The organism is Proteus penneri (assembly GCF_022369495.1).
Lineage (GTDB): Bacteria > Pseudomonadota > Gammaproteobacteria > Enterobacterales > Enterobacteriaceae > Proteus > Proteus penneri.
Genome location: NZ_CP059690.1, coordinates 1,044,709 through 1,067,465 on the forward strand (window position 1 = coordinate 1,044,709; position 22,757 = coordinate 1,067,465).

The following is a 22,757-nucleotide window of genomic DNA, read 5'->3' on the forward strand; positions in this document are numbered from 1 at the left end:
CTCATGAATAAATTATGTTATCGCGTTATTTATAATCGTACTCGACAATTAATGGTTGTCGTATCTGAATTAACGAAATCTTGTGGTGAAAATAATAAGCGCAATACTCTTTTTTCATCACCCATTAAAAGTTCGCTAAATAGCGTGGCATTTATTTTATTACTGATGCAAGGCATGATAAGTTTTTCTGTGCAAGCTAGTCAAATTATTGCAGATCAGCATGCTCCAAATAACCAACAAGCAACGGTATTACAAACCAGCAATGGCATAGCTCAAATTAATATCCAGCAACCGAATCAACATGGCGTATCACGTAACCAATTTACGCAATTCGATGTTGATAATAAAGGTGCCATTCTCAATAACAGCCTACAAGATACACAAACACAATTAGCTGGAATGGTGACGGGAAATCCGTGGTTGGTTAAAGGCGAAGCGAATGTTATTTTAAATGAAATTAATAGCCAAAATCCTAGCCAACTTAATGGTTTTATTGAAGTTGCAGGCAAACGAGCGGAAATTATTATCGCAAATCCAGCGGGTATTAGTTGCCAAGGCTGTGGCTTTATTAATGCGGTAAATACCACTTTAGTTGCAGGTAAAGCTTTAACGCAAGATGGGGCAATTGCTGGTTATGAAATTAACAACGGAAAAATAGTTATTTCTGGTCGTGGTCTAAATGATAGCCAAAGTGATTACACACGTATTTTAGCGCGCGCCGTAGAAGTTAACTCACGCATTCAAGCCAATAAATTAGAAATTACTACAGGTAAAAATACACTAGATAATAATGGCAATGTGATTAGCCAAGATGATTCAGTCGCTAAAAAAAATGATTATGCCGTCGATGTTGCCCTAATCGGTGGTATGTATGCCAACAAAATTAAATTGGTTGGCACAGAACATGGTGTTGGTGTGCGTAATGCAGGCGAAATTGGTGCTGAAGCGGGTGGTTTAACACTAAATGAAAACGGTCAGTTAATAAATATCGGACTCATTCAGTCTAAAGCACAATTACAAATTAATACGGCAAGTCTAAATAACCAAGGTGTCATCGCAGGCGATAAAAACCTAGCGCTAAATACCACAGGTGATCTTGTTAATAGTGGCACACTACAAGCTAAAAATAATATTCAGCTAAAAACAACAGAAAACGTTTCTCAAACTGCATTAGGTAAAATAGTCGCTCAAAATAATATTCAAATTGATGCTAAAGGCTATTTGGCAACAGACAAGGGCCAACTAGGTGCAGGCATTGATAATAGCGGTAATGCCGTTAATCCTGCCTCGCTAACTTTGAATATAGCGGATGACATTATTTCTGCAGGTCAGCATTTAAGTGGCGATAAAATTAATTTAACGGCTAAAAATGTTGATATTTCAAACAGCAAAACACAAAGTAAAGATCTACACATTACGGCATTAGTAGGGCAAATTAAAACAGAGTCTGCCCAAGTTAATGCCAATACAGTAATGCTTAATGCTAAAACAGAGATTATTAATCGTAAAGGTGAGATCAGCGCTGATAAGCTTCAACTTATTGCGCCTAACCTGATTGATAATAGTGAGGGTAAATTAAGCCAATCAGGTAGCCATGATTTAAAACTCAATTCCGTTACACTTAATAACCCAAAAGGAGAGATTAATTCTGCTGGAAATCTCGCTTTAAATCATCAAAATCTGAATAATCAACATGGCGATATTCAAAGTCTTGGCCGCCAATTAATCATTAAAACAACGGCGCTAAATAATCAGCAAGGCACAATATCATTGCCTCAACAAGGTGCCATCACTCTAAAAACTGAAACGTTATTAGGTAAAGAAGGCTCCCTATTAACAACCGGGCAGTTTTCTCTGCAAGGGCAATATGTAGATTTAGAAAAAGCCACAACCCAAGCGAAAAAAATAGAGATTAGTGCAGTTAATCTTAACCATAATGATGCTAATTTAAAGCAAATAGGTACTGAACTAACATCAATTAACGTAGAAAAAAAACTCAGTAACCAACGTGGTAATATTCAGACGCAAGGTGCATTAACACTCAATGCCCAAGAGATAGATAATACCCAAGGTGAAGTGAGAACCTTAAACCAAAGTCACCTAGATATAACCGCCATAGAAGCCATTACTAATAATAAAGGTGCATTGATATCTTCGGATACTCTTAAACTTCATGCCAATATATTAACTAACCAGCAAGGCAATATTAATGCCGATAAAACTATTGATCTCACCCTGAACAATAAGCTTGATAACAATGCTGGGAAAATTGTTAGCAAAAATAATAGTGAAATTAAAGCGAATACATTAAATAACGCCAAAGGTGAAATGGGTGCTAATGGATTAAATATCACTTTAACGGGACATGCAGATAATCAACAAGGTGCAATAATTTCGCAAAATAGACTGCGATTAACGGCAAATAACGTTGATAACAGCCAAGGCATTATTCAATCAGAAAAATCCTTGTGGTTATCGACCCAAGATGGAGAGTTAAATAATCAAAATACGCATCAATCTGGCGGTATTATTAGTCGAGGAGAATTGCATCTAAACGCTGGTGACATTAACAATAGCCAAGGGATTATCAATGCTAAAAATAGTATTGATCTCCAGAGTAAAATAGTTAATAGCCAGCAAGGTAAAATCGTTACACAAGGTGATTTTACCGCTAATACGCAAGGGTGGGATAATACATCAGGGTTAATACAGGCATTTAATATCACTATTAATTCAAATAACCAGCCGTTAATTAATCGCGATACACAAAAAGGTCAAGGTATTCAAGCAACACAAAACTTACGACTGAATACGGGAGTATTAGATAATAGCCAAGGTGATATTAGTGCGAGCCAATTACAATTAAATACAGCTAAATTAGGCTTTATCAATCAATTTGGTCGATTAACATTATCTGATCACGCAACGTTAAAAACAGGTGCGATAAATAATCACACTGGGCTGATTATTACCGGTAAAGATCTCATTATTGATAGCCACCAGCAAAAAATAACGAATAGTGAAACACAAAAAAGCGGCGGAATAGTGAGTCAAGGTGGATTAAATATTCACAGTGGTGATCTTAATAATCAACAAGGGCAAATTCTAGCTAAGCAGCAAGTTGATTTACAAACTAACATCGTGACTAACCAATCAGGTCAAATCCTTAGCGAGTTAGCCAATTTAACATTAAAAGGAATATCGCTAAATAACAGCCAAGGACATCTGTTTTCTCCTCAACAATTACAATTAACTTTGCGTGATCACTTGATTAATCGTCAAACAATTGATGGTAATAAGGGGATCGAAACAAAAGGGACATTGACAATCAATAGTGGGGATATTGATAGCACACAAGGCCGTATTGTTTCTGCTGATCAGTTAACTGTTAAAAGTGGCAATTTAGTCAATCAACAAGGCATATTAGGTAGCCTAAATAGCGATTTATCAATTACCAGTAAACAACTGATTAATGATGATGGCTCAATAAGTGCCAATAACATCATCATTAATACACAAGGTGAGCGTTTAAGTAACCAAAGTACGAAAACCAATAGTCAGATTTTTAGTAGAAATGCACTCAATATGACAACGGGTGAATTAAATAACACCAAAGGAAAGTTGATCAGTAATGCTTCAGTTAATATTTTAACTTATGGCGAATTAAACAATACCCAAGGAGAAATAAGTGGTCATGAGACATTAGAAATTGAAACAAAAAAAGCGATAAATAATACGCAAGGATCGCTTGCCTCTAATAAATTAATGACGCTTACGACGGGGAGTGAATTAAATAATACTAAAGGTAAAATCACTAGCCATAATGCATTATCTATTGAAACCCAAGGAAAATTAGATAATACGCTAGGTAAAATAATTGCTCGTAATAGTGCGAATGTTTTATCTTATGGTGACTTAATTAACTATCAAGGCCGTTTAGGAAGTGAGAAATCATCACTGACTTTAAATACACATCAAATTGACAACCGTAGCGGCGTTATTTCTGCCCAAGGTGATCTTAAATTAGATCCAAATAAATATGCTATCGATAACACGCAAACTTTAAAAAGTGGCGGAATAGTTAGCCAAAAAAATATCACCATTGATAGTGGAGCGCTCAATAATCAAGATGGTCAGTTAGTTGCCAAATATGACGCAATAATCAATACGCATCAGCAACAAATCACCAATAATAACGGTATCATTTCCGCGGATAATGGCACTATTTCTATTGATTCAGCATCAATAAAAAATATATCTGGATTAATTTATTCTCTAAAAGAGATGGTAATTAATACCAACGGACAGCGACTAGATAATACGCAAGGTGTATTAGCTAGCCAAACAGGCAAGTTGCTTATCGCCAGCCATGAACTGTTAAATCATGCTGGGTTGATCACGGCGAATATAGCATTAAATATTAACACTGGTAAACAGCGTATTGATAATAGTGATACGGCAACAAGTGGCGGTATTATAAGTAAAGGCGAATTAGAAATTAATGCCGGTAATATTGATAATCTTGAAGGTAAAATTACATCAACGGCTAAACAATCACTGTTTGTTGAAGATATTAATAATAAAAAAGGTAAGATTGGTAGCATTGAAGAACGGGTATTAATCGAAAGTGGTGCAATTAATAACCAAAATGGTCTTATTACAGCAAAAACGCAATTAGATATTACAACAGAAAATAATCAATTAGATAATAGCAATACATTATCTCAAGCAGGAATTATTAGTCATGGGGCATTAAACCTTGTGACAGGTAACTTAAATAATCAATCGGGCTATATCTTTTCTGCTAAATCTTTATTGCTTAATAGTTTAGGGATGAGCAACCGTAGTGGCGAAGTTATTAGTCAGGCAAACGGCTTTAAATTAACGACTCAAACGTTAGATAATCAACAAGGCACACTTTATTCAGCAGATAATTTCACTTTAGATACACAAGGTTATGCATTAAATAATAATCAGACGCTATCGGGTGGCATTATTAGCCAAGGAAAATTAGATCTAAAAAGTGGTGAGCTTAATAATATTCAAGGGCGCGTGATTTCTGATGATGACTTAAATATTTCTAGCGCAAAACTGATTAATCGCCAAGCACAATTAGGCAGCAAACAGGGTGGATTAAATTTAAAATCAGCTGAACTTGATAATAAAAAAGGTGTGATTAGTGCGAGTCAAAATGTCGTTATTGACACGCAGAAACAGAATATTAATAACCAAAATGGACTAATAAGCGCATTAACTAACCTGACTATTTATAGTGGGCAACTGGTTAATCAAACAGGAAAAATAACTACTAATAAGCAAGCAACGATTAACGCGACTGATCTTGATAATAGAAAAGGCAGTATCGCCAGTAATCGCCATCAATTAATTATTAATGCCAATAATATAAATAATGCGAAAGGGCTAATTTACGCCGTTAAAGCACTCACCATTAATGCTGATGGTAAGTTAACAAATACGGATAACAAAGCGACAGCGGGCATTATTACTCAACATAATCTGAATGCAACGGTTAAACAGCTAGACAACCAAAATGGATTAATTTCTGTCGCGAGTATGCTAAAACTAATTAGCCCTGAAAAATTAAATAATCAGCAAGGATTAATAACGGTAGGTCAAAAAACAGACCTACAAACAGAACAGTTAAACAACTATCAAGGAAAAATCTCTGCTGGCGATTTATTAACGATTAGCCATTCCAATACACCACTTATTAATCGTGACGGGGCGCTTGTTTCTGCGGGTGCGATTTCATTAAACAGTGGTGATATTGATAATCAGCAAGGGAAAATAACTGCACTTAATGCAGTTACTATTAACAGCGGCGAGTTACAGAACAATCAAGGCACTATATACGCCAAAAAAGAGTTAAATATCCATTCTCAAGAGTTGGTTAATACCGATGGATTATTGCAATCAGACAGTCAGCTTAAGTTAAATACCAGACAAAATGATCTGATCAATTTAAATGGCAAAGTTATTGGTGCGACTGAAACCCAACTTAATGTTGCAGGACTTAATAACCAAAAAGGACATATTCAGGCAACTGACAAACTGGATCTTCAGTTAAACCAAAGTGAGTTAGATAATCAGCAAGGAACACTATTATCCGCTAATAACTTACTGATTGACGGTAAAAGTATTGATAACCAACAAGGCGTTATTCTTGCGGGTAACAATACTGAAATCACGCTCAGTCAGGGATTAAATAACCAGATAGGACAGATCCAATCTCAAGAACAACTTACTGTAACGGCTCAACAGCTTGATAATCAGCAAACAGATGATGAAAACCTAGGATTAAAAGCCAATAATATTCATATTGCAGTAAACGATTTGCTTAATCATCAAGGCGTTATTCAAGCCAGTGAACAACTCAAATTAATTCCTGCTGAAAACCTTAATAATCAGCGTGGCTTAATATCTGCTGCAATGTTAGCCATTGAAGGCAAAAACGAAAATAAATTAGCGATTGATAATAAAAAGGGACTATTAGCGGCGACACAACAGCTTCGTTTATGGGCGGAAAAGCTGAGTGGTAATGGCGAAATTATTTCGGCGGGTGGCAGTGAAATTCAATTAAAAACCGCCTTTAAGTTAGAACAAGATGCCACAATTAAAGCACAGCACTCTTTAACACTCTCTTCAGAGGATGAAATTCATAACGCTGGATTTATTTATGCGGGTGAGAGGCTTTCACTTCAAGCGACGAACTTAAATAACAGTGAGTCAGTAGCACCATTAGAAAATGATGATTTGGTGACGACTCGCAGCAAAAGAAGTCTCGATGATAATGAAAAACGTAATGGCGAAATTAGTGCTAAACGGCTGATATTAACCATTTCAGAAAAACTGCAAAATACAGGATTGATTGATGCTTTTGGTGGCACACTCACATTAACGGCTGATGCTATTTATAACCAAGCGGGTGGACGCATTTATGGTGATAATATCCAGCTAAAAAGCCAGCAATTTGATAATCATGCACCGTTTGAAGATATTGCTCCGGTATTAGCTTCTCGTGAAAATCTACAGCTATTGAGTAATACAATAAATAACCGTAATCACGCCCTTATTTACAGTGGTGGCGATATGGCTATTGCGGGTTTTGAAACAGAAAATCTGTCAGAAAGTGTTGCCGCTGATGTATTAAATAATGAAAGTGCATCAATTGAAGCGAGTGGAAATTTATTTGCTCATATTTCAGAAATTAATAACCGCGATCTCTACTTAAAAATCAGTGATCCGGAAAAAGTATCTGAAGTACCAATGTATCAATTTGGTGTCGATCATAGCGGCGATAAATTTGATTCTGATGATGAGCGAATCTGGTACAACATCAATACGCGTGAGCATTTATTAAATATTAATAGTCGTCAATATAAAGACTTCTATGAATTTAAATATAAGGTAATTACAGAAGAGTCAAAATTATTACATCGTGATCCGGCATTAATATTGGCGGGTAAAGATATCACTTTAAAAGGTGATAATTTAAACAATATTGATAGCCATATTATCGCTGGTGGCAAACTGATTATTGATGGTATGCATATTAATAATCAGGAAACCGCAGGTCAGCGTATTGAATACCATGAAGGTACAGCAATAAAGCATAAAAGACCGGGTAAACGTCGAGGGGGTCGTAAGAAGAGTAGCTCAACTTCACATTCCCAATATGGGCCGTTTGAGGTGGTTACTGATTTATCATTAGGTTTATTGGAATATAAAGAAAATAGCGATCTGACCTCAGATAAACGTCCTGAATTAAGTGAACAGAGTGAAATAAAAGTATTTACGACACGAAGATTCGGTCGGTTAATTGCTCATCATAATCAAGTCGATGTTGATACGGCGGAGCTAACCTCTATTACGCCTGAAAAAACAGATTATGATTTGGGGGATGATCTCTCATTAACAAAATATAAAGAGGGATTATTAACAGACCAAAGTGATCTTGCTCTCTTTGATAAAATAACTACAAAAAAACTTGATGAGACGATTAATGGTAATCAATCGACAAAAATCGTATTAGAAAGTGGTGATACGGTTTCAACATTTAATGCTGAACAAACCGCAATAACGCAGCCTAATGGTGTATTACCGGAAATAAAACGGTCAGAGAAACACCCTGAACTTCCTATTGGTAAAATAATTACAGTTCCTCAATTAGAAAAGCCAACGGAAGAGAAAACCATCGAAGTTAAAATTCAGACCGTAGCGCCTATATTAAAATTCCCTGAAAACCGTTTATTTAATGTTAATAAAGGAACGGATAGCCAATATATTGTTGAAACTGACTCTCGCTTTACCAATAAAAGGGAGTGGTTAAGCTCAGATTATATGCAAAATGCATTATCTGTTGATCACAATAATACCCATAAGCGTATTGGCGATGGTTTTTATGAACAACGCATAATCCGTGATCAAATTATTCAGCTCACCGGCAATCAATATCTTGATGGGCATAATGATAACGAACAGCAATATCATGCTTTAATGGATGCGGGTATTCGCTTTAGTGAAGAGTTTGGCATTAAACCAGGTGTGACATTAACCGCTGAACAGATGGCAATGATCACAACGGATATGGTGTTATTAACCAGTAGAGAGATCACATTAGCTAATGGCTCCGTTGAAAAGGTATTAGTGCCTCAAGTTTATGCGCGTGTTCTACCCGGTGATTTACAAAACAGTGGAGCATTGCTTTCAGGTAGTGAAGTTATTTTAAATAATATTCCTGAGTTAAAAAACAAAGGCACTATTTTAAGTAAAATAGAATTACAAGCTTCAACCGATAATTTAATTAACCAAGGGCTAATTAAAGGGCAAACGGTAGATTTACTTGCGTTGCAAGATATTCAAAATGAAGGCGGACAAATTGCAGGGCAAAACCGCATTAATCTGCAAGCGGGTAATGACATTATTAGTACAGCAACTGTATCGGGTAATAATACCGATCAATGGCTAAACCGTGGTGCGGCTATTTATTTAACAGAGTCAGATGGTGAGATTACATTAAAAGCAACGCGTAATTTAGTGTTAACAGCAACAGATATTCTCGCAAGTGGTGATAACAGCCAATTGGCGTTAACCGCAGGTAAAAATATTGAATTAGGTACTATTAATACGCGTCGCCAAGAGAATATTGATTGGGATAGCAATAACTATCTGCATAAAACCACAGAAGAGGAGATTGGATCTCATCTTTATGCGGGGGATATCTCAATAGCATCGGGCGAAGATCTTCATCTTACGGCAACAGATATTCAAGCCACAGGCTCGCTAGGATTAACTGCAGGTAATGATATTTCGTTACAAAGTGGTTATTCCTCTATTGACCAAATCGCACACAGTGTGACGAAAGATAAATCATTTGGTTCTTCGGAAACTCGCACTACACATGCTGAAATTCATAATAAACAAGCAACTGGAACAGAGCTAAAAGGAAATGAAGTTTCTATTTCTGCTGGCAATGATTTAATTGCACAGGGCAGTGAGATTATTGCGACACAAGATATCAATCTTGATGCGGGTAATCAATTATCGCTGACTACTGCAGAAGAGTTTGCTTTCCAATCTTATGAAGAAAAAATTAAAAAATCAGGCATCGGTGGTACAGGAGGCATCGGCTTTACTGTAGGTAAATCTGCATTTGAGCAGCTCAATAATAGTGATGCTGTGACTCAAAAAGGCAGTGTGATTGGTAGTACGGATGGCAATATTCGCATCAGTTCAGGGGATAATCTCACCATTGATGGCAGTGAAATGATAGCCAAAAAAGAGATATCTCTTACGGGGGATTCTGTTGATATTCTGGCTACCGAAAATAGTTACACTGAGCTAAGCAAAACTAAGACTAAGCAGAGTGGTTTTACCGTCGCACTAAGTGGTACCGCAGGAAGTGCAATCAATGGCGCTATTTCAGGTTATAAGGCATCTAAAGAAGCTGATGATAGCCAAATTAGCACACTTCAAGGTATTAAAGCAGGACTTTCTGGGGCTCAGGTAGCAGGTGCGGTTGCATTAGATAATGCGCAATCTGGCACTGATAATGAGAGCACAACGTTGATTGGTGCCAATGTTGCTTATGGCAAAAGTTCTTCTGAGTCTGAACGTATACAGCAACAAAACATCGCCCAGGGCAGTAGCTTAAGCGCAGGTGAAAATCTCTCTATTACGGCAACAGGAAAAGAGCAAGGCGATATCACTATTACAGGCAGTGAGCTACAGGCTGGTGGTGATCTTACTTTAAGTGCTACGCGAGATATCACATTACAATCAGCACAAAACCAAGAGACGATAGACAGTAAAAACAGCAGCAAAAGTGCTTCTGTTGGTGTTGGCGTCACAGTGGGCTCGGGGGGTGTTGGGGTAAATATTAATGCTAATGGTAGCCGAGCAAAAGGATTTGAAGAGGGCGACCACACCTATTACACCAATAGCACATTAAATGCAGGGCAAACGCTCACCTTACAAAGCGGCCAAGATACGACCTTAAAAGGCACTCAAGCGCAAGGCGATAAAGTGATTGCTAAGGTGGGCGGAGATTTACATCTTGAAAGCCAGCAAGCGATTGATGATTACAAATCGAAGCAATCGAGTGAAAGTGCGGGTGGTAGTGTCAATGTGATGGGCACGCCGGGAGGTTCGGCAAATCTTTCGTTTAGTCGCGATAAAATGGACAGCAAATACCATTCAGTGGAAGAACAAACGGGCTTATTTGCAGGCAATCAAGGGTTTGATATTAGTGTGGGTAAACATACCCAGCTTGATGGTGCAGTAATTAGCAGTACCGCAGAGGCTAAAAATAATCAGCTTGATACGGGTACATTAGGCTTTAGTGATATCCATAACTACGCAGAATATAAAGTTGAGCATCAATCTGGTGGTGTAAGTACCTCAGGGGGTGTTGAAGGCAATATGCTGGCGAATATGGGGCATGCATTAGCCATGGCAGGCAACCATAGTGACAGCGCGGAAAACACCACTCAATCTGCGGTATCACAAGGTACATGGACAGTCCATGATAGCGATAATCAACAGCAAGATATCGCGCAATTAAGCCAAGATACCGATAACGCCCACAGCACGTTAAATAAAATCTTTGATAAAGAGAAAGAGCAAAATCGCCAACAGAAACAGCAACTAGTGGGTGAAATTGGCGCACAAATTATCGATTTGGCAACCACAGCTGATACTATTCGAGGCACTCATCAAGCGAAAGAAGAGTCAACGCTAAATCGGCTTTCAGACACCGCTTACGACGATATTTACCAAGCCCTTTCAGAAACCAAAGAGAACGTTACCGAGCGTGACGTTCAAAATTACCTTTTCCAACAACGTTTACAGGACTATACCAACCAGTCTGAGTTTGGTACGGGCGGTAAATATACCCGAGCCATCCAAGCTATCACGGCATTTACGCAAGGTATGATGGGCAATAACATTGTCACCGCGATTGCTAATGGCTCAGCCCCTTATCTTGCCAATGAAGTAAAAAACCAAATTCAAGGTAACAGTGTTGAAAGTGATATTCAGCGCGCGCTTGCCCACGGTTTACTCAATGCCGGTCTTGCATTGGCAAAAGGTGAAAATGTGGCAGCACAAGCCACGGGTGCGATGACTGGTGAAACGGTGGGTATTTTATCGCATTCACTTTATGGCAAAGCTCCCGAAGAACTGACTGAGTCTGAAAAGCAGAATATAAGCGCATGGGCAACGTTAGCTTCGGGCATTGCCGGCGGTTTAATTAGCGATAATAGCGCAGGTGTCGCCAATGCCGCCCAAGCCGGGAAAGTGGTGGTTGAGAATAATGTCTTTGGTCCTAAGGATCTGCCAGCAGGAATGGCTGAGTATGGGCAAGCCATGTCATCACTGGCTATTTCGATGGCACGAAATGATAATAGTATAGAGGAAATTAATACAGCTTTAACAAGAGCAGCTAAAGGAATTCATCCAGAAGAGCAAGATCCTGCTTTGGGGATAATGATTGCATGGGGAAATATTACAGGTATACCGCTTGATGTATTTTTAATACAACAGAAGATGACACCTGAAAAAGCGGCTGAAATAGTGGGAAGTACTCCACCAACTACAACAGCGAAAGCCCTTCAATTTATCGCAGCAAAAACCTATTTGGCATTTGTTAAAAATGGGCAGTCAATTCCGAAGTGGGAAGGGGGTGAATATCTATATGATTTTAAGCCATCATCTACGCCTCTAGAATTAATTCAGGAACAAGGTGGTAATGGTTTAAAAACAGCTTATATACGAATGGATCATATTCTTAAGGGAGAAGTAAAAATATATAAAAATGGTTTTCAAAAAGCAGGTGGAGGCCATTATTTAAGAGATCCAAATGTAAGGGTTGATAAATGGACTGCTATACCCGATATAAATGGTGTTTCAAAAGGGTATATATCAGTAAGAAATGAAGTAACAGGAAAATGGATAAAAAAACAAAGTGAAACAACATTTTTCCCTGAACACTGGTCTAAGCGACAAACCGCTCAGGAAATAGAGAGTGCATTTAAAAATTCAACAAATATACCAAACACAGAAAAATGGACTGGATATTCTGATAGTGGTGTTAAAATAGAAGGTTATTATGGCAAGCCGGATGGTTCAGGTGCAACGGCATGGCCCGTATTTGAAGGTAGGAGTACTAATGCTAAATGATAAAATAAATTTTTGGTGGAATAATAATAGTAAAGATTTTACACCCATAGGTAATAAATTATGGGTATCAACAGATAAAACCACCTTAGGCTATGGCTCTCGAGAATTAGCCGGCTGGTTGTCTGATGATATTCAATACTCACTAAATTCTATTGATATTTGGATAAACAATTTAACTAACTTACCCTCTAGTCGAGCACCCGATGGTTTTTTTGGTATGGGGAATGCCCATTGGGTGATGGTGACGAAAAATATGGTATTTATCGCCAATGAGTATGTGCAAGAACAGAGAGTTTTGTTAACCATTGATCAGTTACTTTATATTCTGGAACAATATAAAGCCTTTTTGGGCGGTAATTATACTGATCCTGATTTTCCACCTAAGCCGATTGATGTGGAATACATAGCTGAAGGGGAAGAGGCTATGAGAATTTATGCGACGCTGAAAGATTCTCACGGTTTGTTTTATTTAGAGGAGTAGTTTTTCTGTAATTGTTCTTGGATCTACTTCTAGTTCCTAAATAATCAACTGCTCAGCTTAGAGGATGAAGATAGGTTAAGGATAAAGGCCAAGTTGGCCCTGTAAATAATTCTGTGTATTTAGCTTACAGTGTCACTGACAACCAGATAGTCAACTGTTCAATTTAGCCATGTTGGGGAACCGTATTTCTACATGGTTCTGTGTTAAATTGTTATTTAATCAGCCTTATTTGTGTGTAATCAAGGGTTTGATATCAGTGTGGGTAAACATACCCAGCTTGATGGTGCAGTAATTAGCAGTACCGCAGAGGCTAAAAATAATCAGCTTGATACGGGCACATTAGGCTTTAGTGATATCCATAACTACGCAGAATATAAAGTTGAGCATCAATCTGGTGGTGTAAGTACCTCAGGGGGTGTTGAAGGCAATATGCTGGCGAATATGGGGCATCTAAATTGCAAGAGTTAATAGATAAAAGAGAAGAAAAATGAGAACAATAAAAAAAATACCACTTTTTATTTTTGCTATTATTTTATATTCCATAATAGGTATGTTAGGCTTATTATTAATAGGGGTTGTTGTTGATTTTTTTCTATTTGTTTTTGATTATTTTTATTTTAATACTCCTATTTCAATGTTATTCGAAGATTATAAGGTAGAAAAATTATTAAAAATGAGTGTAGGCGGTGGAGTTATTTTTGGTGTTAGTATTTTTATTATCCAATTAATGGAAATGAGAGAAAGATAATTTGATAATTTTTTATTAAATATTATTAACACTTTTATTTTAATATCTTAAATATAAATATGATGAGCCATGTTTTTACATGGCAAGTGCTTTATACATACAGGAAATGCTAGGTAATCATGTTGACAGCGCTGAAAACACCACTCAATCTGCGGTATCACAAGGCACATGGACAGTTCGTGATAGCGATAATCAACAGCAAGATATCGCGCAATTAAGCCAAGATACCGATAACGCCCACAGCACGTTAAATAAAATCTTTGATAAAGAGAAAGAGCAAAGTCGCCAACAGAAACAGCAACTAGTGGGTGAAATTGGCGCACAAATTATCGATTTGGCAACCACAGCTGATACTATTCGAGGCACTCATCAAGCGAAAGAAGAGTCAAGGCTCGATAATTTTTCTGATACCGCTTACGACGATATTTACCAAGCCCTTTCTGAAACTCACGAGAACGTTACTGAGCGTGACGTTCAAAATTACCTTTTCCAACAACGTTTACAGGACTATACCAACCAGTCTGAGTTTGGTACGGGCGGTAAATATACCCGAGCTATCCAAGCTATCACGGCATTTACGCAAGGTATGATGGGCAATAACATTGTCACCGCGATTGCTAATGGCTCAGCCCCTTATCTTGCCAAAGAAGTAAAAAACCAAGTCCAAGGTAACAGTGTTGAAAGTGATATTCAGCGCGCGCTTGCCCACGGTTTACTCAATGCCGGTCTTGCATTGGCAAAAGGTGAAAATGTGGCAGCACAAGCCACGGGTGCGATGACTGGTGAAACGGTGGGTATTTTATCGCATTCACTTTATGGCAAAGCTCCCGAAGAACTGACTGAGTCTGAAAAGCAGAATATAAGCGCATGGGCAACGTTAGCTTCAGGCATTGCCGGTGGTTTAATTAGCGATAATAGCGCAGGTGTCGCCAATGCCGCCCAAGCCGGGAAAGTGGTGGTTGAGAATAACTATCTGAGTTTTGATGAGGCTCGTGCGTTTGATAAAAAAATAACAATATGTAAAGCAGCTGGTGAGAATTGTCAGCCTATTATTGACAAGTACGCCACAATTCAAGGAAAAAATTCAGAAGAATTTAGAAAGGCATGCCAAAGAAACTCATTAGAATGCACTGCTGGCTATGAAAGGCTCAAGCTGAATGGAGGAATTTCGGCAGCCGAGAGACCAACATGGCTTTATGGTTCTTTAGATAATGAAGATGTCAGAAATGCTGTATTGTATATTAATAATCAGGATGTTGAATTTGCTAATAAACACTCAGATAACTGGGACAGATTTGCCTCCTTTGTTGGAGAGCCAGAAAATGTATTCGGATTGTACCTAGGTGGTAGGGCATTATTTAATTCAGCCGCCTCAGCGGAGGCTAAACTGATAGGAACTGGATTGAGTATGGGCGCAAATGCAGGTGTACAGGTTTACAATGATAATGCTGGAGATAAATTTGATTATCTGAGCTTCGGACTAGCCGGCTTTACCGGTTGGACAGGAACAGGTCGAAATCTACATTCCAATGTTCAATTAAACGCAGGTAGTGCTTATTTAGGGAGTAAGATTGCAGGCGAAAATTCAGAAGCTGCTGTTGTTTCAGCCACTTTTGGGGCCACATCGGGTTATGGTCTAACAACAGTATTAGTTAATCGTTGGGAGGCAAAATTAATAAAAGAACATTTTGGAATGTCTGCAAGTCGTTATGCATTACAGTATGCAGAAAAGTACAAATATTCAAATTTTATGACAGAAAGTTTTAAATTAAGTCCTCTCCCAGGGATTGTAGGTGGGGATGCTGGTTCATTTGAATTAGAGCTAAGTGGTAGTTTATTAGGACGATATATTATGAAAAATAAGGATATTAAAGAGATTAACAATGAACAGCAATATTATTTAGAATTAGATAAAGGTGCATATTAATGAAACTCTCAATATATTCCTTATTTTTTATGATTTTTATATATGGTTTATTTTTCTCTTTTTTATCATTATCAGGAGAATGGCTTTTAACAGATAAAAGTATAAATCAATTAGATTGGGTGAATTCTATCAAACTAGGTGGCTTGATTGGTAGCAGTGTTGGAACAGTTGTTTGGATTGTTATGCGATATGAAATTGTTTAAATATTTTATTCTACTTTGGATTGCATTCTCTGTTATGGTTTTTTTTACTCTATTAATAATAAAAACTCTAGTAGAATTAATATACAATTACCCAATAGAAGATAGTCTTTTTTCTATTACTAAAGAGAATGTTATAGATTATATATGTTTGGGAATGGGATTTGGTTTTTTCTTTAGTATAGTAGCTTGCTTAGTCAGTTATCTTGAATATAAAAGACACTAATATTTTTACAAAAAAAACTAGCGCCACACTGAGTCTTGTATGACTACCTCATTTTTCAGACAACTGGATTATTAACAGTCTGGCTTGGCATATGAGGGGGAGTAACATTAAACTCATTCAGTTACTCATCTAGAATAGTTAGTTAGATGTTCACAGTTTTGTACTAACCCTCTAGTGCTGGTTTTTCAAATCTAAATTACGACCAATCTCTACCAAGCCCTTTCTGAAACTCACGAGAACGTTACTGAGCGTGACGTTCAAAATTACCTTTTCCAACAACGTTTACAGGACTATACCAATCAGTCTGACTTTGGCACAGGAGGTAAATATACCCGTGCCATCCAAGCCGTTACCGCATTTACGCAAGGTATGATGGGCAATAACATTGTCACCGCGATTGCTAATGGCTCAGCCCCTTATCTTGCCAATGAAGTAAAAAACCAAATTCAAGGCAATAGTGTTGAAAGTGATATTCAGCGCACGCTCATTTTTGCAAATCATCCACTTTAAATACATCATTAGTTAGAAAGCGATAGAGAATTTCATATCAATACTATTATCTTGCTGATTTTTTGCTGTCAATCCACTATATCCGATTGATAATTTTGATATTTCATTTATTTGGATAGTTGTTCCTGCTTTAACTACAAGAGCATCCCGTGCTGTATCAACGCTATTAGCAGTAAATGTTGGTTGGGTATCGGTGAAACGTAAATTGATACCTCGTTCCACATCGTTGTATTGGTGTAACCAACCTAGTTCGCCATACAGAGAAATATTAAATTTATTGTTAATTTTCAATTTGTTATTTAAACGCAATCCTGTGATAGATGTGGTTGAATCTAAACTTTGTGAATGGGCTTGTAAGGCAGCACGATCTCCTTGCTCGTTAATGGCAGCGTTTTTTGTTTTGACGTATTCTAAATTAACAAAAGGCTCTAATTGTGTGTCCGAGAGAGTTATTGGGTAAGCTACTTCGATAAATATCTGGCTGGTATTCCCATTGTAATTCGCTTTATTTTTATCTGATTGCGCGATGTAGTTGACCGTTTTTGACGTATGAACACGATGAAACGTATTCGATACACCTGCACGTAGCTTGATATGGTTAAAATCATAGCCACTATAAAATGATAAAAGGTAATTTTCGCTGTTTGCGTGACTGTTATAGCCAGAGAGCGAGGTTTTGGTGAAACCTGTTGCTATACCAAGCAACATTTTATCGTTATTAAAATGTTGATCTGCACCTAATAGTACGCCATAGGTGGAAGCATCATAGTTATTCGCATTACCATCACTTGAGTTATCATCCCAATTATATAAAGTTTTAGCCCAGACATTACCTTTATTGTCTGCGGTTTCTTTTTCACCATTAAGTGTTTCAGCGTTTTTAACCTGAGAAAGGAGTGTTTCTTTTATTTGTCGGCTACTGTTGAGTTGATTAGATAAAACATCGGCATGAATTTGGCCAGTTAATTCATTAAAGGTATAGTGGACATCATTTTTTAGATCCATTCCGACAATGCTTTCATAAATAGGATGCCCTGAAGGTAATGCATCTATTGCATTCGCGATTGATGCTTGATTTTTTGTTTTTGCCAAGCTGGAGAAAGCAGTATTATTTCTTCCGACATTCAATATTACTGCATTCTGATCGTAAGATAGTGTTGTTCCTACAAAAAGGTAGTTTGGGTTAACATCAGCAAATTTACCATTAATACCTTTATCTGCCATTAAAATAGTATATTTTGTGTTATATAGACTCTGAACATTGTCTTTTGTGAGGAGATTTCTATTATTTTCAAGAGATACATTAACTGTTCCTCCGTTAAGTATCGCTGTGCCGAGGCTTGCTATTTTATCGCTATCACCCTGTGAATTTACTTCAACCAGATAGTGACTGCCAGCATTAAAAATCACAGTATCATCTATATTAAGCGTACTAATTGAATGGCCTGGTGCTACGATGCCTCCTGAATTCACCTCTAACTTATTAATTTTTCCTTTACCAGCAAGTGTACCCTTGTCATTGATATTGACTTGAGAACTTATGCTCCCATCATTTAATAGCAATGTTCCTTTATTAACATCCAGTAATGAATTTAATTTTCCTTCAAGTAACAATGTGCCACCATTGATGGAAGAATTTTTTGAATAGTGATTTTCGCCTATAAGGAGTAATTTTCCCTGATTAACCTCGATGCCTGCAAAATAGTTATTACCAGATAAGATCAATGCGCCATCGCCTTGTTTGATTAATTTACCAGGCCCACTAATATCATTTTTCCATTCATCAAATTTACCAAACTCAGCGAAGTCAAATTCATTAGTTGTTTGATTAACAAGAAAATGATTATAAAAATATGAAGGCCCATTATAGGCTTTAGGAAGATTAATTAATCCCCAATTAGAATCTGGAACATTTTCATGTGAAGCCCAACCCGCTAAAGAATGACTCGGGTAGGCTGTGCTCGCTAAAATAGATTGCCTCTGCTCTTTGGTTAAATATGCAAAACGTAAACGCAGTAAGTTGTTGGACGAACTGGGTATTTGATTGGGGGAAATGAGCGATGAAGTTTCAAGATCTTTTGTTCCATAATAACCTGCATCATCGTTAGTTATTTTTTTAGGTGTGGTTAAACAATTTTGATTTTTACACTGATTAGCGACATTCTGGCGGACTTCTTTGGCAAGCTTAACAAAAGTTCGAGTTGTGTCATCATCTGCAAGCATTTGTGATAACAGGTAATAATTTCCTATTCTCGAAGCGATGGTATCTGTTGCAAAATGTGCCTCTACAATAACTCGGCTTTCACCATATTCTATTGCTCGGGCAAACATTTCACTGCCCTTTTCAGGGAATAATATCGATAAAACAGCAGCTTGTTTGTATCCATTCCATGTATGTCCACTTGGGTAAGATGAACCTGTTATATTGGTGTAATTATTAAAGTAATTACCTTTATTATCAATCACTTGATAAGGTCGGCCACGTAAAAAAAGTCCTTTTAAGATAAAATCTATCGAGCGCACTCTTTTTTTGTTTGGATCATAAGCATATGTTCCTGTGTTATGTAATATGTTCAGATCTTGGTAAGCTTGAGTATCGCTAAAATTGATCGAATTGACGTTGTCGCCAAATAAAATATTGGCATAGGTATTAAAAACATAAGAATGTGTCTGTGACTTATCGGCTTCGGCTAGTTTTCTTCGTTCGCCTGAGATTGTTTGATAATTATTACTTATTATTCTATCTAGTTCGGCTGTTTTTGACCCTTTTTCAGGGGGCGTTGTGATAACACCATTTTTGATCTCTTCCAGCCAATTATTGCGTTGATCTATAATATGTTGTTTGGTTTCTAAAATATCTATTTCAGACCATGATGAATTCGAAAAAAATAAAAAAAAGAAACTTAACGAGGTAGGTATTACAATATTTTTCATAAAATAAGCCATAGTTTCCAAAAAAAGTTGGAGCTAATTTATATTATTTATATTTAGTTTTTATGACAGATACTATTATGTTAATAGGTATATTTAAATCCTTTTTAATTAATCAAATAAGAAGCTTCTTTATTATTTCTATTAATAAGGTGCAACAATTTAAATATAATTTTGACAAGATAATAATAAAGTATCAGCATGATCTATATATTTAAAATAAAAATAGATCATGCTTTTTATTTAATTAATGTCTAATTTCACAAATGAAAAACCAAGCTTTTTCCCAGTTTTATTCTGTCTAAAAACTTAATTTGTCATTTTATCCATTTATATTAGAATGAATATAATGAGCTTTTAGATTCTTTTAATTTTTTAGCTAATTCAGAAGCTTCATATCGCTCTGTTACTATTTCGATATAAGAGGCACTATCTGTTGATTCTGCCACTTCAAGCGCTTTATTTAATTCATCTATCGTTGTGACTTTCTCACAATGCCAATCTTTTGCACCAAAAGCTTTAGGTAATTGATGATAATTCCATTGAGCAAGATCGTTATAATAAGCTTCAGGGTAATCACATAATAATCGTTCAATTAAGTAACCATCGTTATTTAAAATAAGGATGATCGGCTTTAATCCAAAACGAACAAATTGACTAATCTCTTGTACGGTTAATTGATGTGAGCCTTCGCCTGTAATTAAAATAACTCGTTTGTTAGGTGCGGCAAGTGCGGCACCAAATGATGCGGGTGTTGCCCAACCAATAGAACCCCATAATGTTTGGTTATGGAACTGAGCACCTTCTGGTAATAGAGCAAAACCTAATCCCATTGATGACGTACCTGTCTCAGCAATAATAATATCGTTAGGTTTAAAGAATTTCTCTAATCGAGGGTAGAGGTATTGAGCTGTAATTTCACCGTTATCAGATAAAATAGCGTCTTCTAATCCCTTAGCTTTTATCTGATGATAAGTTTTATTCGGTAGTCGTTTTGTCAGCTCAAAGAGAATATCTTCCATATAAATAGAAGAGTAGATAACAGAATCAATTTCTACATATTCTGGCATGATGTTGATAAATTGTTCTGGTTTAATATTGGCTGTGAAACTTCCCGTATTAAAGTCGGTCATCATTGCTCCGATCCCTAATACATATTCACTATTTTCGACAAACTCTCTGACATCAGGTGTCATTAATTGTCCATCATACATCCCAATATATTGAGTATTAGATTCACTTAATATGCTTTTATCCATAAACATAGTGGCATAAGGTAAACCTGTTTTATCAATAAAAGCTTGGACATTATCTGATAACCCTAAACGTGCGGATAAAATACCGGGTAAAACGCAGATATTATTGCTTTGTGTAATCTTATCAATAATGAGTGATACCACTTTTTCTAGTATTTCTTTATCACTTATTGATTTTTTCGGTGTGGTAACAAGTGTATTTTCTATCACTGGCATAACAGCATAATCAGATGGTAAGCCAATATAAACAGGACGACGTTCTTTTAATGCTGTCGCAATTAAGCGCTCCATTTCAGTAATACAATTTTCAGGCGTTAATATTGCATGAGCACAAGCAAGACGTTGGGCTAGTTGATAGAAAATATCAAAATCGCCATTACCTAAGGTATGATGAACGAGACGTTTGCTTTTTTGTACACCACTTGCTGGCATACCAACCAAATGAAAAATAGGTAGATTTTCTGCATAAGAACCTGCAATAGCATTAATCGCACTTAATTCACCAACACCAAATGTTGTCGATAACGCTGCCATACCTTTAATTCGGGCATAACCATCAGCGGCGTAAGCTGCATTTAATTCGTTGCAGTTACCAATCCAACGCAGATGATTGCTATTACAAATCGTGTCTTCTATAGGAAAGGCATAATCGCCAGCGACACCAAAGACATCACTTATACCTAAGTTATATAGTCGGTTTAGCATATATTCAACAACAGTCTTATTCATATTATCTCCAGAATATCAGAATAATAATCTGTAAAAACAGGGTTATTCATTTATATTATGTTTAATGTTTTACCGCGGATATAAATCAATATGAAATGGTTTATTATTATTGGTGGTATAACTAAATGTAATAAGGTAAATGTGACTAATGGATATTCGTGCATTACGTTATTTTGTTGAAGTCGTCCAATTAAATGGCTTTAGCCGAGCTGCTGATGCTCTATTTATTACTCAGCCTGCAATTAGTCGTAGTATTAAAAAATTAGAAAATGAATTAGGTGTTATTTTATTAGTAAGAGAAGTCGATGGCGTAAGGTTAACGGATGATGGCGCGATACTTTTTGAACATGCAAAAAAAATACTCGCACAATTTAATAGTATGAATAAAGCGATACAAGACAAGTCAGGGCCATTGACAGGGACATTAAATGTGGGATTACCTCCGGTAATAGCTTCGACGTATTTTGCCGATATTATTATGGCATTTAGTTCTCTACACCCTCAGGTTGAACTAAAAATATTTGAATTGGGAACTAAACAAATGGCAGAAGCAATGATAGAGGGAAAAGTGGAAACAGCGGCCGTAGTATTACCTTTTAATAATGACATATTTGAATTAACACCTTTTTCAGAAGAAAGCTTGATGCTATTAGTCTCTCCATCACATCCTTTGGCCATCAAAAAAGAAGTACATTTTAAAGAGTTGATTAATGAACCGTTTATTTTTTTCTCTGAAGATTTTCGTATTAATGATTTAGTTTATAGTGCCTGCGGTATTTATAATACAAAGCCTATTATTGCAGGACGTAGTAATCATTTAGATTTAATTATAGCGATGGTAAAAGCGGGTGTCGGTGTAACGCTACTGCCTGGAAGTATGTGTAATAAAAATCCCATTGATGATTTAGTGGTACTTCCTGTTATTGAACCTACATTGTCATATCAATTGGCATTAGCAAATAATAAAAATAGTTATAAAAGTCGAAGTTGCCGAGCATGGGAGCGGCTAGCAAGAGAAAAGCTAATAATAGAATAAAATAGCAAATTGAG

The 22,757-nt window shown here is 36.7% G+C and carries 9 protein-coding genes and 1 pseudogene; 8 read left to right on the plus strand and 2 right to left on the minus strand.

Annotated elements, in window-relative coordinates; all coding sequences use genetic code 11:
• The first annotated feature begins 3 nt into the window (after positions 1-3).
• The 7 genes and pseudogenes from H1225_RS04705 to H1225_RS04735 all read left to right on the plus strand — a co-directional run bounded on the left by H1225_RS04705 (position 4) and on the right by H1225_RS04735 (position 16,791).
• Positions 4-12,699, plus strand: coding sequence for a two-partner secretion domain-containing protein (locus H1225_RS04705; RefSeq protein ID WP_239739520.1), 12,696 nt, complete (start codon positions 4-6; stop codon positions 12,697-12,699).
• Positions 12,689-13,180 carry a hypothetical protein gene (locus H1225_RS04710; RefSeq protein ID WP_109848581.1) on the plus strand — a complete coding sequence of 164 codons (492 nt, stop codon included), beginning with the start codon at positions 12,689-12,691 and terminating at the stop codon, positions 13,178-13,180. The genes H1225_RS04705 and H1225_RS04710 overlap by 11 nt, the downstream gene beginning before the upstream one ends.
• Positions 13,181-13,417: 237 nt before the next feature.
• Positions 13,418-13,630 (plus strand): annotated as a pseudogene (locus tag H1225_RS04715) (VENN motif pre-toxin domain-containing protein); the annotation flags it as partial.
• Positions 13,631-13,667: 37 nt separating this feature from the next.
• Positions 13,668-13,928, plus strand: coding sequence for a hypothetical protein (locus H1225_RS04720; protein WP_109848579.1), 261 nt, complete (start codon positions 13,668-13,670; stop codon positions 13,926-13,928).
• Positions 13,929-14,007: 79 nt separating this feature from the next.
• Positions 14,008-15,855, plus strand: a complete 1,848-nt coding sequence (locus H1225_RS04725) for a VENN motif pre-toxin domain-containing protein (protein WP_161706402.1) — start codon at positions 14,008-14,010, stop codon at positions 15,853-15,855.
• Positions 15,855-16,058, plus strand: a complete 204-nt coding sequence (locus H1225_RS04730) for a hypothetical protein (RefSeq protein WP_109847711.1) — start codon at positions 15,855-15,857, stop codon at positions 16,056-16,058. The genes H1225_RS04725 and H1225_RS04730 overlap by 1 nt, the downstream gene beginning before the upstream one ends.
• A gap of 595 nt (positions 16,059-16,653) precedes the next feature.
• Complete coding sequence (locus H1225_RS04735) at positions 16,654-16,791, plus strand: hypothetical protein (protein ID WP_157955976.1); 138 nt, start codon at positions 16,654-16,656, stop codon at positions 16,789-16,791.
• 12 nt (positions 16,792-16,803) lie between these two features.
• On the opposite strand, the gene H1225_RS04740 is transcribed toward H1225_RS04735, so the two are convergent.
• Positions 16,804-19,725, minus strand: a complete 2,922-nt coding sequence (locus H1225_RS04740) for an autotransporter domain-containing protein (RefSeq protein WP_239739521.1) — start codon at positions 19,723-19,725, stop codon at positions 16,804-16,806.
• Positions 19,726-20,057: 332 nt separating this feature from the next.
• Positions 20,058-21,707: an alpha-keto acid decarboxylase family protein gene (locus H1225_RS04745; RefSeq protein WP_161671327.1), complete on the minus strand. Its 1,650-nt coding sequence runs from the start codon at positions 21,705-21,707 to the stop codon at positions 20,058-20,060.
• 148 nt (positions 21,708-21,855) lie between these two features.
• Between H1225_RS04745 and H1225_RS04750 the strand changes: the two genes are divergently transcribed.
• Complete coding sequence (locus H1225_RS04750; protein ID WP_161671328.1) at positions 21,856-22,743, plus strand: LysR family transcriptional regulator; 888 nt, start codon at positions 21,856-21,858, stop codon at positions 22,741-22,743.
• The last annotated feature ends 14 nt before the right edge of the window (positions 22,744-22,757 follow it).

Coding starts and splice junctions, on each gene's coding strand:
- H1225_RS04735 (WP_157955976.1), top strand. CDS start 16,654: ATGGGCAATAACATTGTCACCGCGATTGCTAATGGCTCAGCCCCTTAT.
- H1225_RS04725 (WP_161706402.1), top strand. CDS start 14,008: ATGGCAAGTGCTTTATACATACAGGAAATGCTAGGTAATCATGTTGAC.
- H1225_RS04705 (WP_239739520.1), top strand. CDS start 4: ATGAATAAATTATGTTATCGCGTTATTTATAATCGTACTCGACAATTA.
- H1225_RS04730 (WP_109847711.1), top strand. CDS start 15,855: ATGAAACTCTCAATATATTCCTTATTTTTTATGATTTTTATATATGGT.
- H1225_RS04710 (WP_109848581.1), top strand. CDS start 12,689: ATGCTAAATGATAAAATAAATTTTTGGTGGAATAATAATAGTAAAGAT.
- H1225_RS04740 (WP_239739521.1), bottom strand. CDS start 19,725: ATGAAAAATATTGTAATACCTACCTCGTTAAGTTTCTTTTTTTTATTT.
- H1225_RS04745 (WP_161671327.1), bottom strand. CDS start 21,707: ATGAATAAGACTGTTGTTGAATATATGCTAAACCGACTATATAACTTA.
- H1225_RS04750 (WP_161671328.1), top strand. CDS start 21,856: ATGGATATTCGTGCATTACGTTATTTTGTTGAAGTCGTCCAATTAAAT.
- H1225_RS04720 (WP_109848579.1), top strand. CDS start 13,668: ATGAGAACAATAAAAAAAATACCACTTTTTATTTTTGCTATTATTTTA.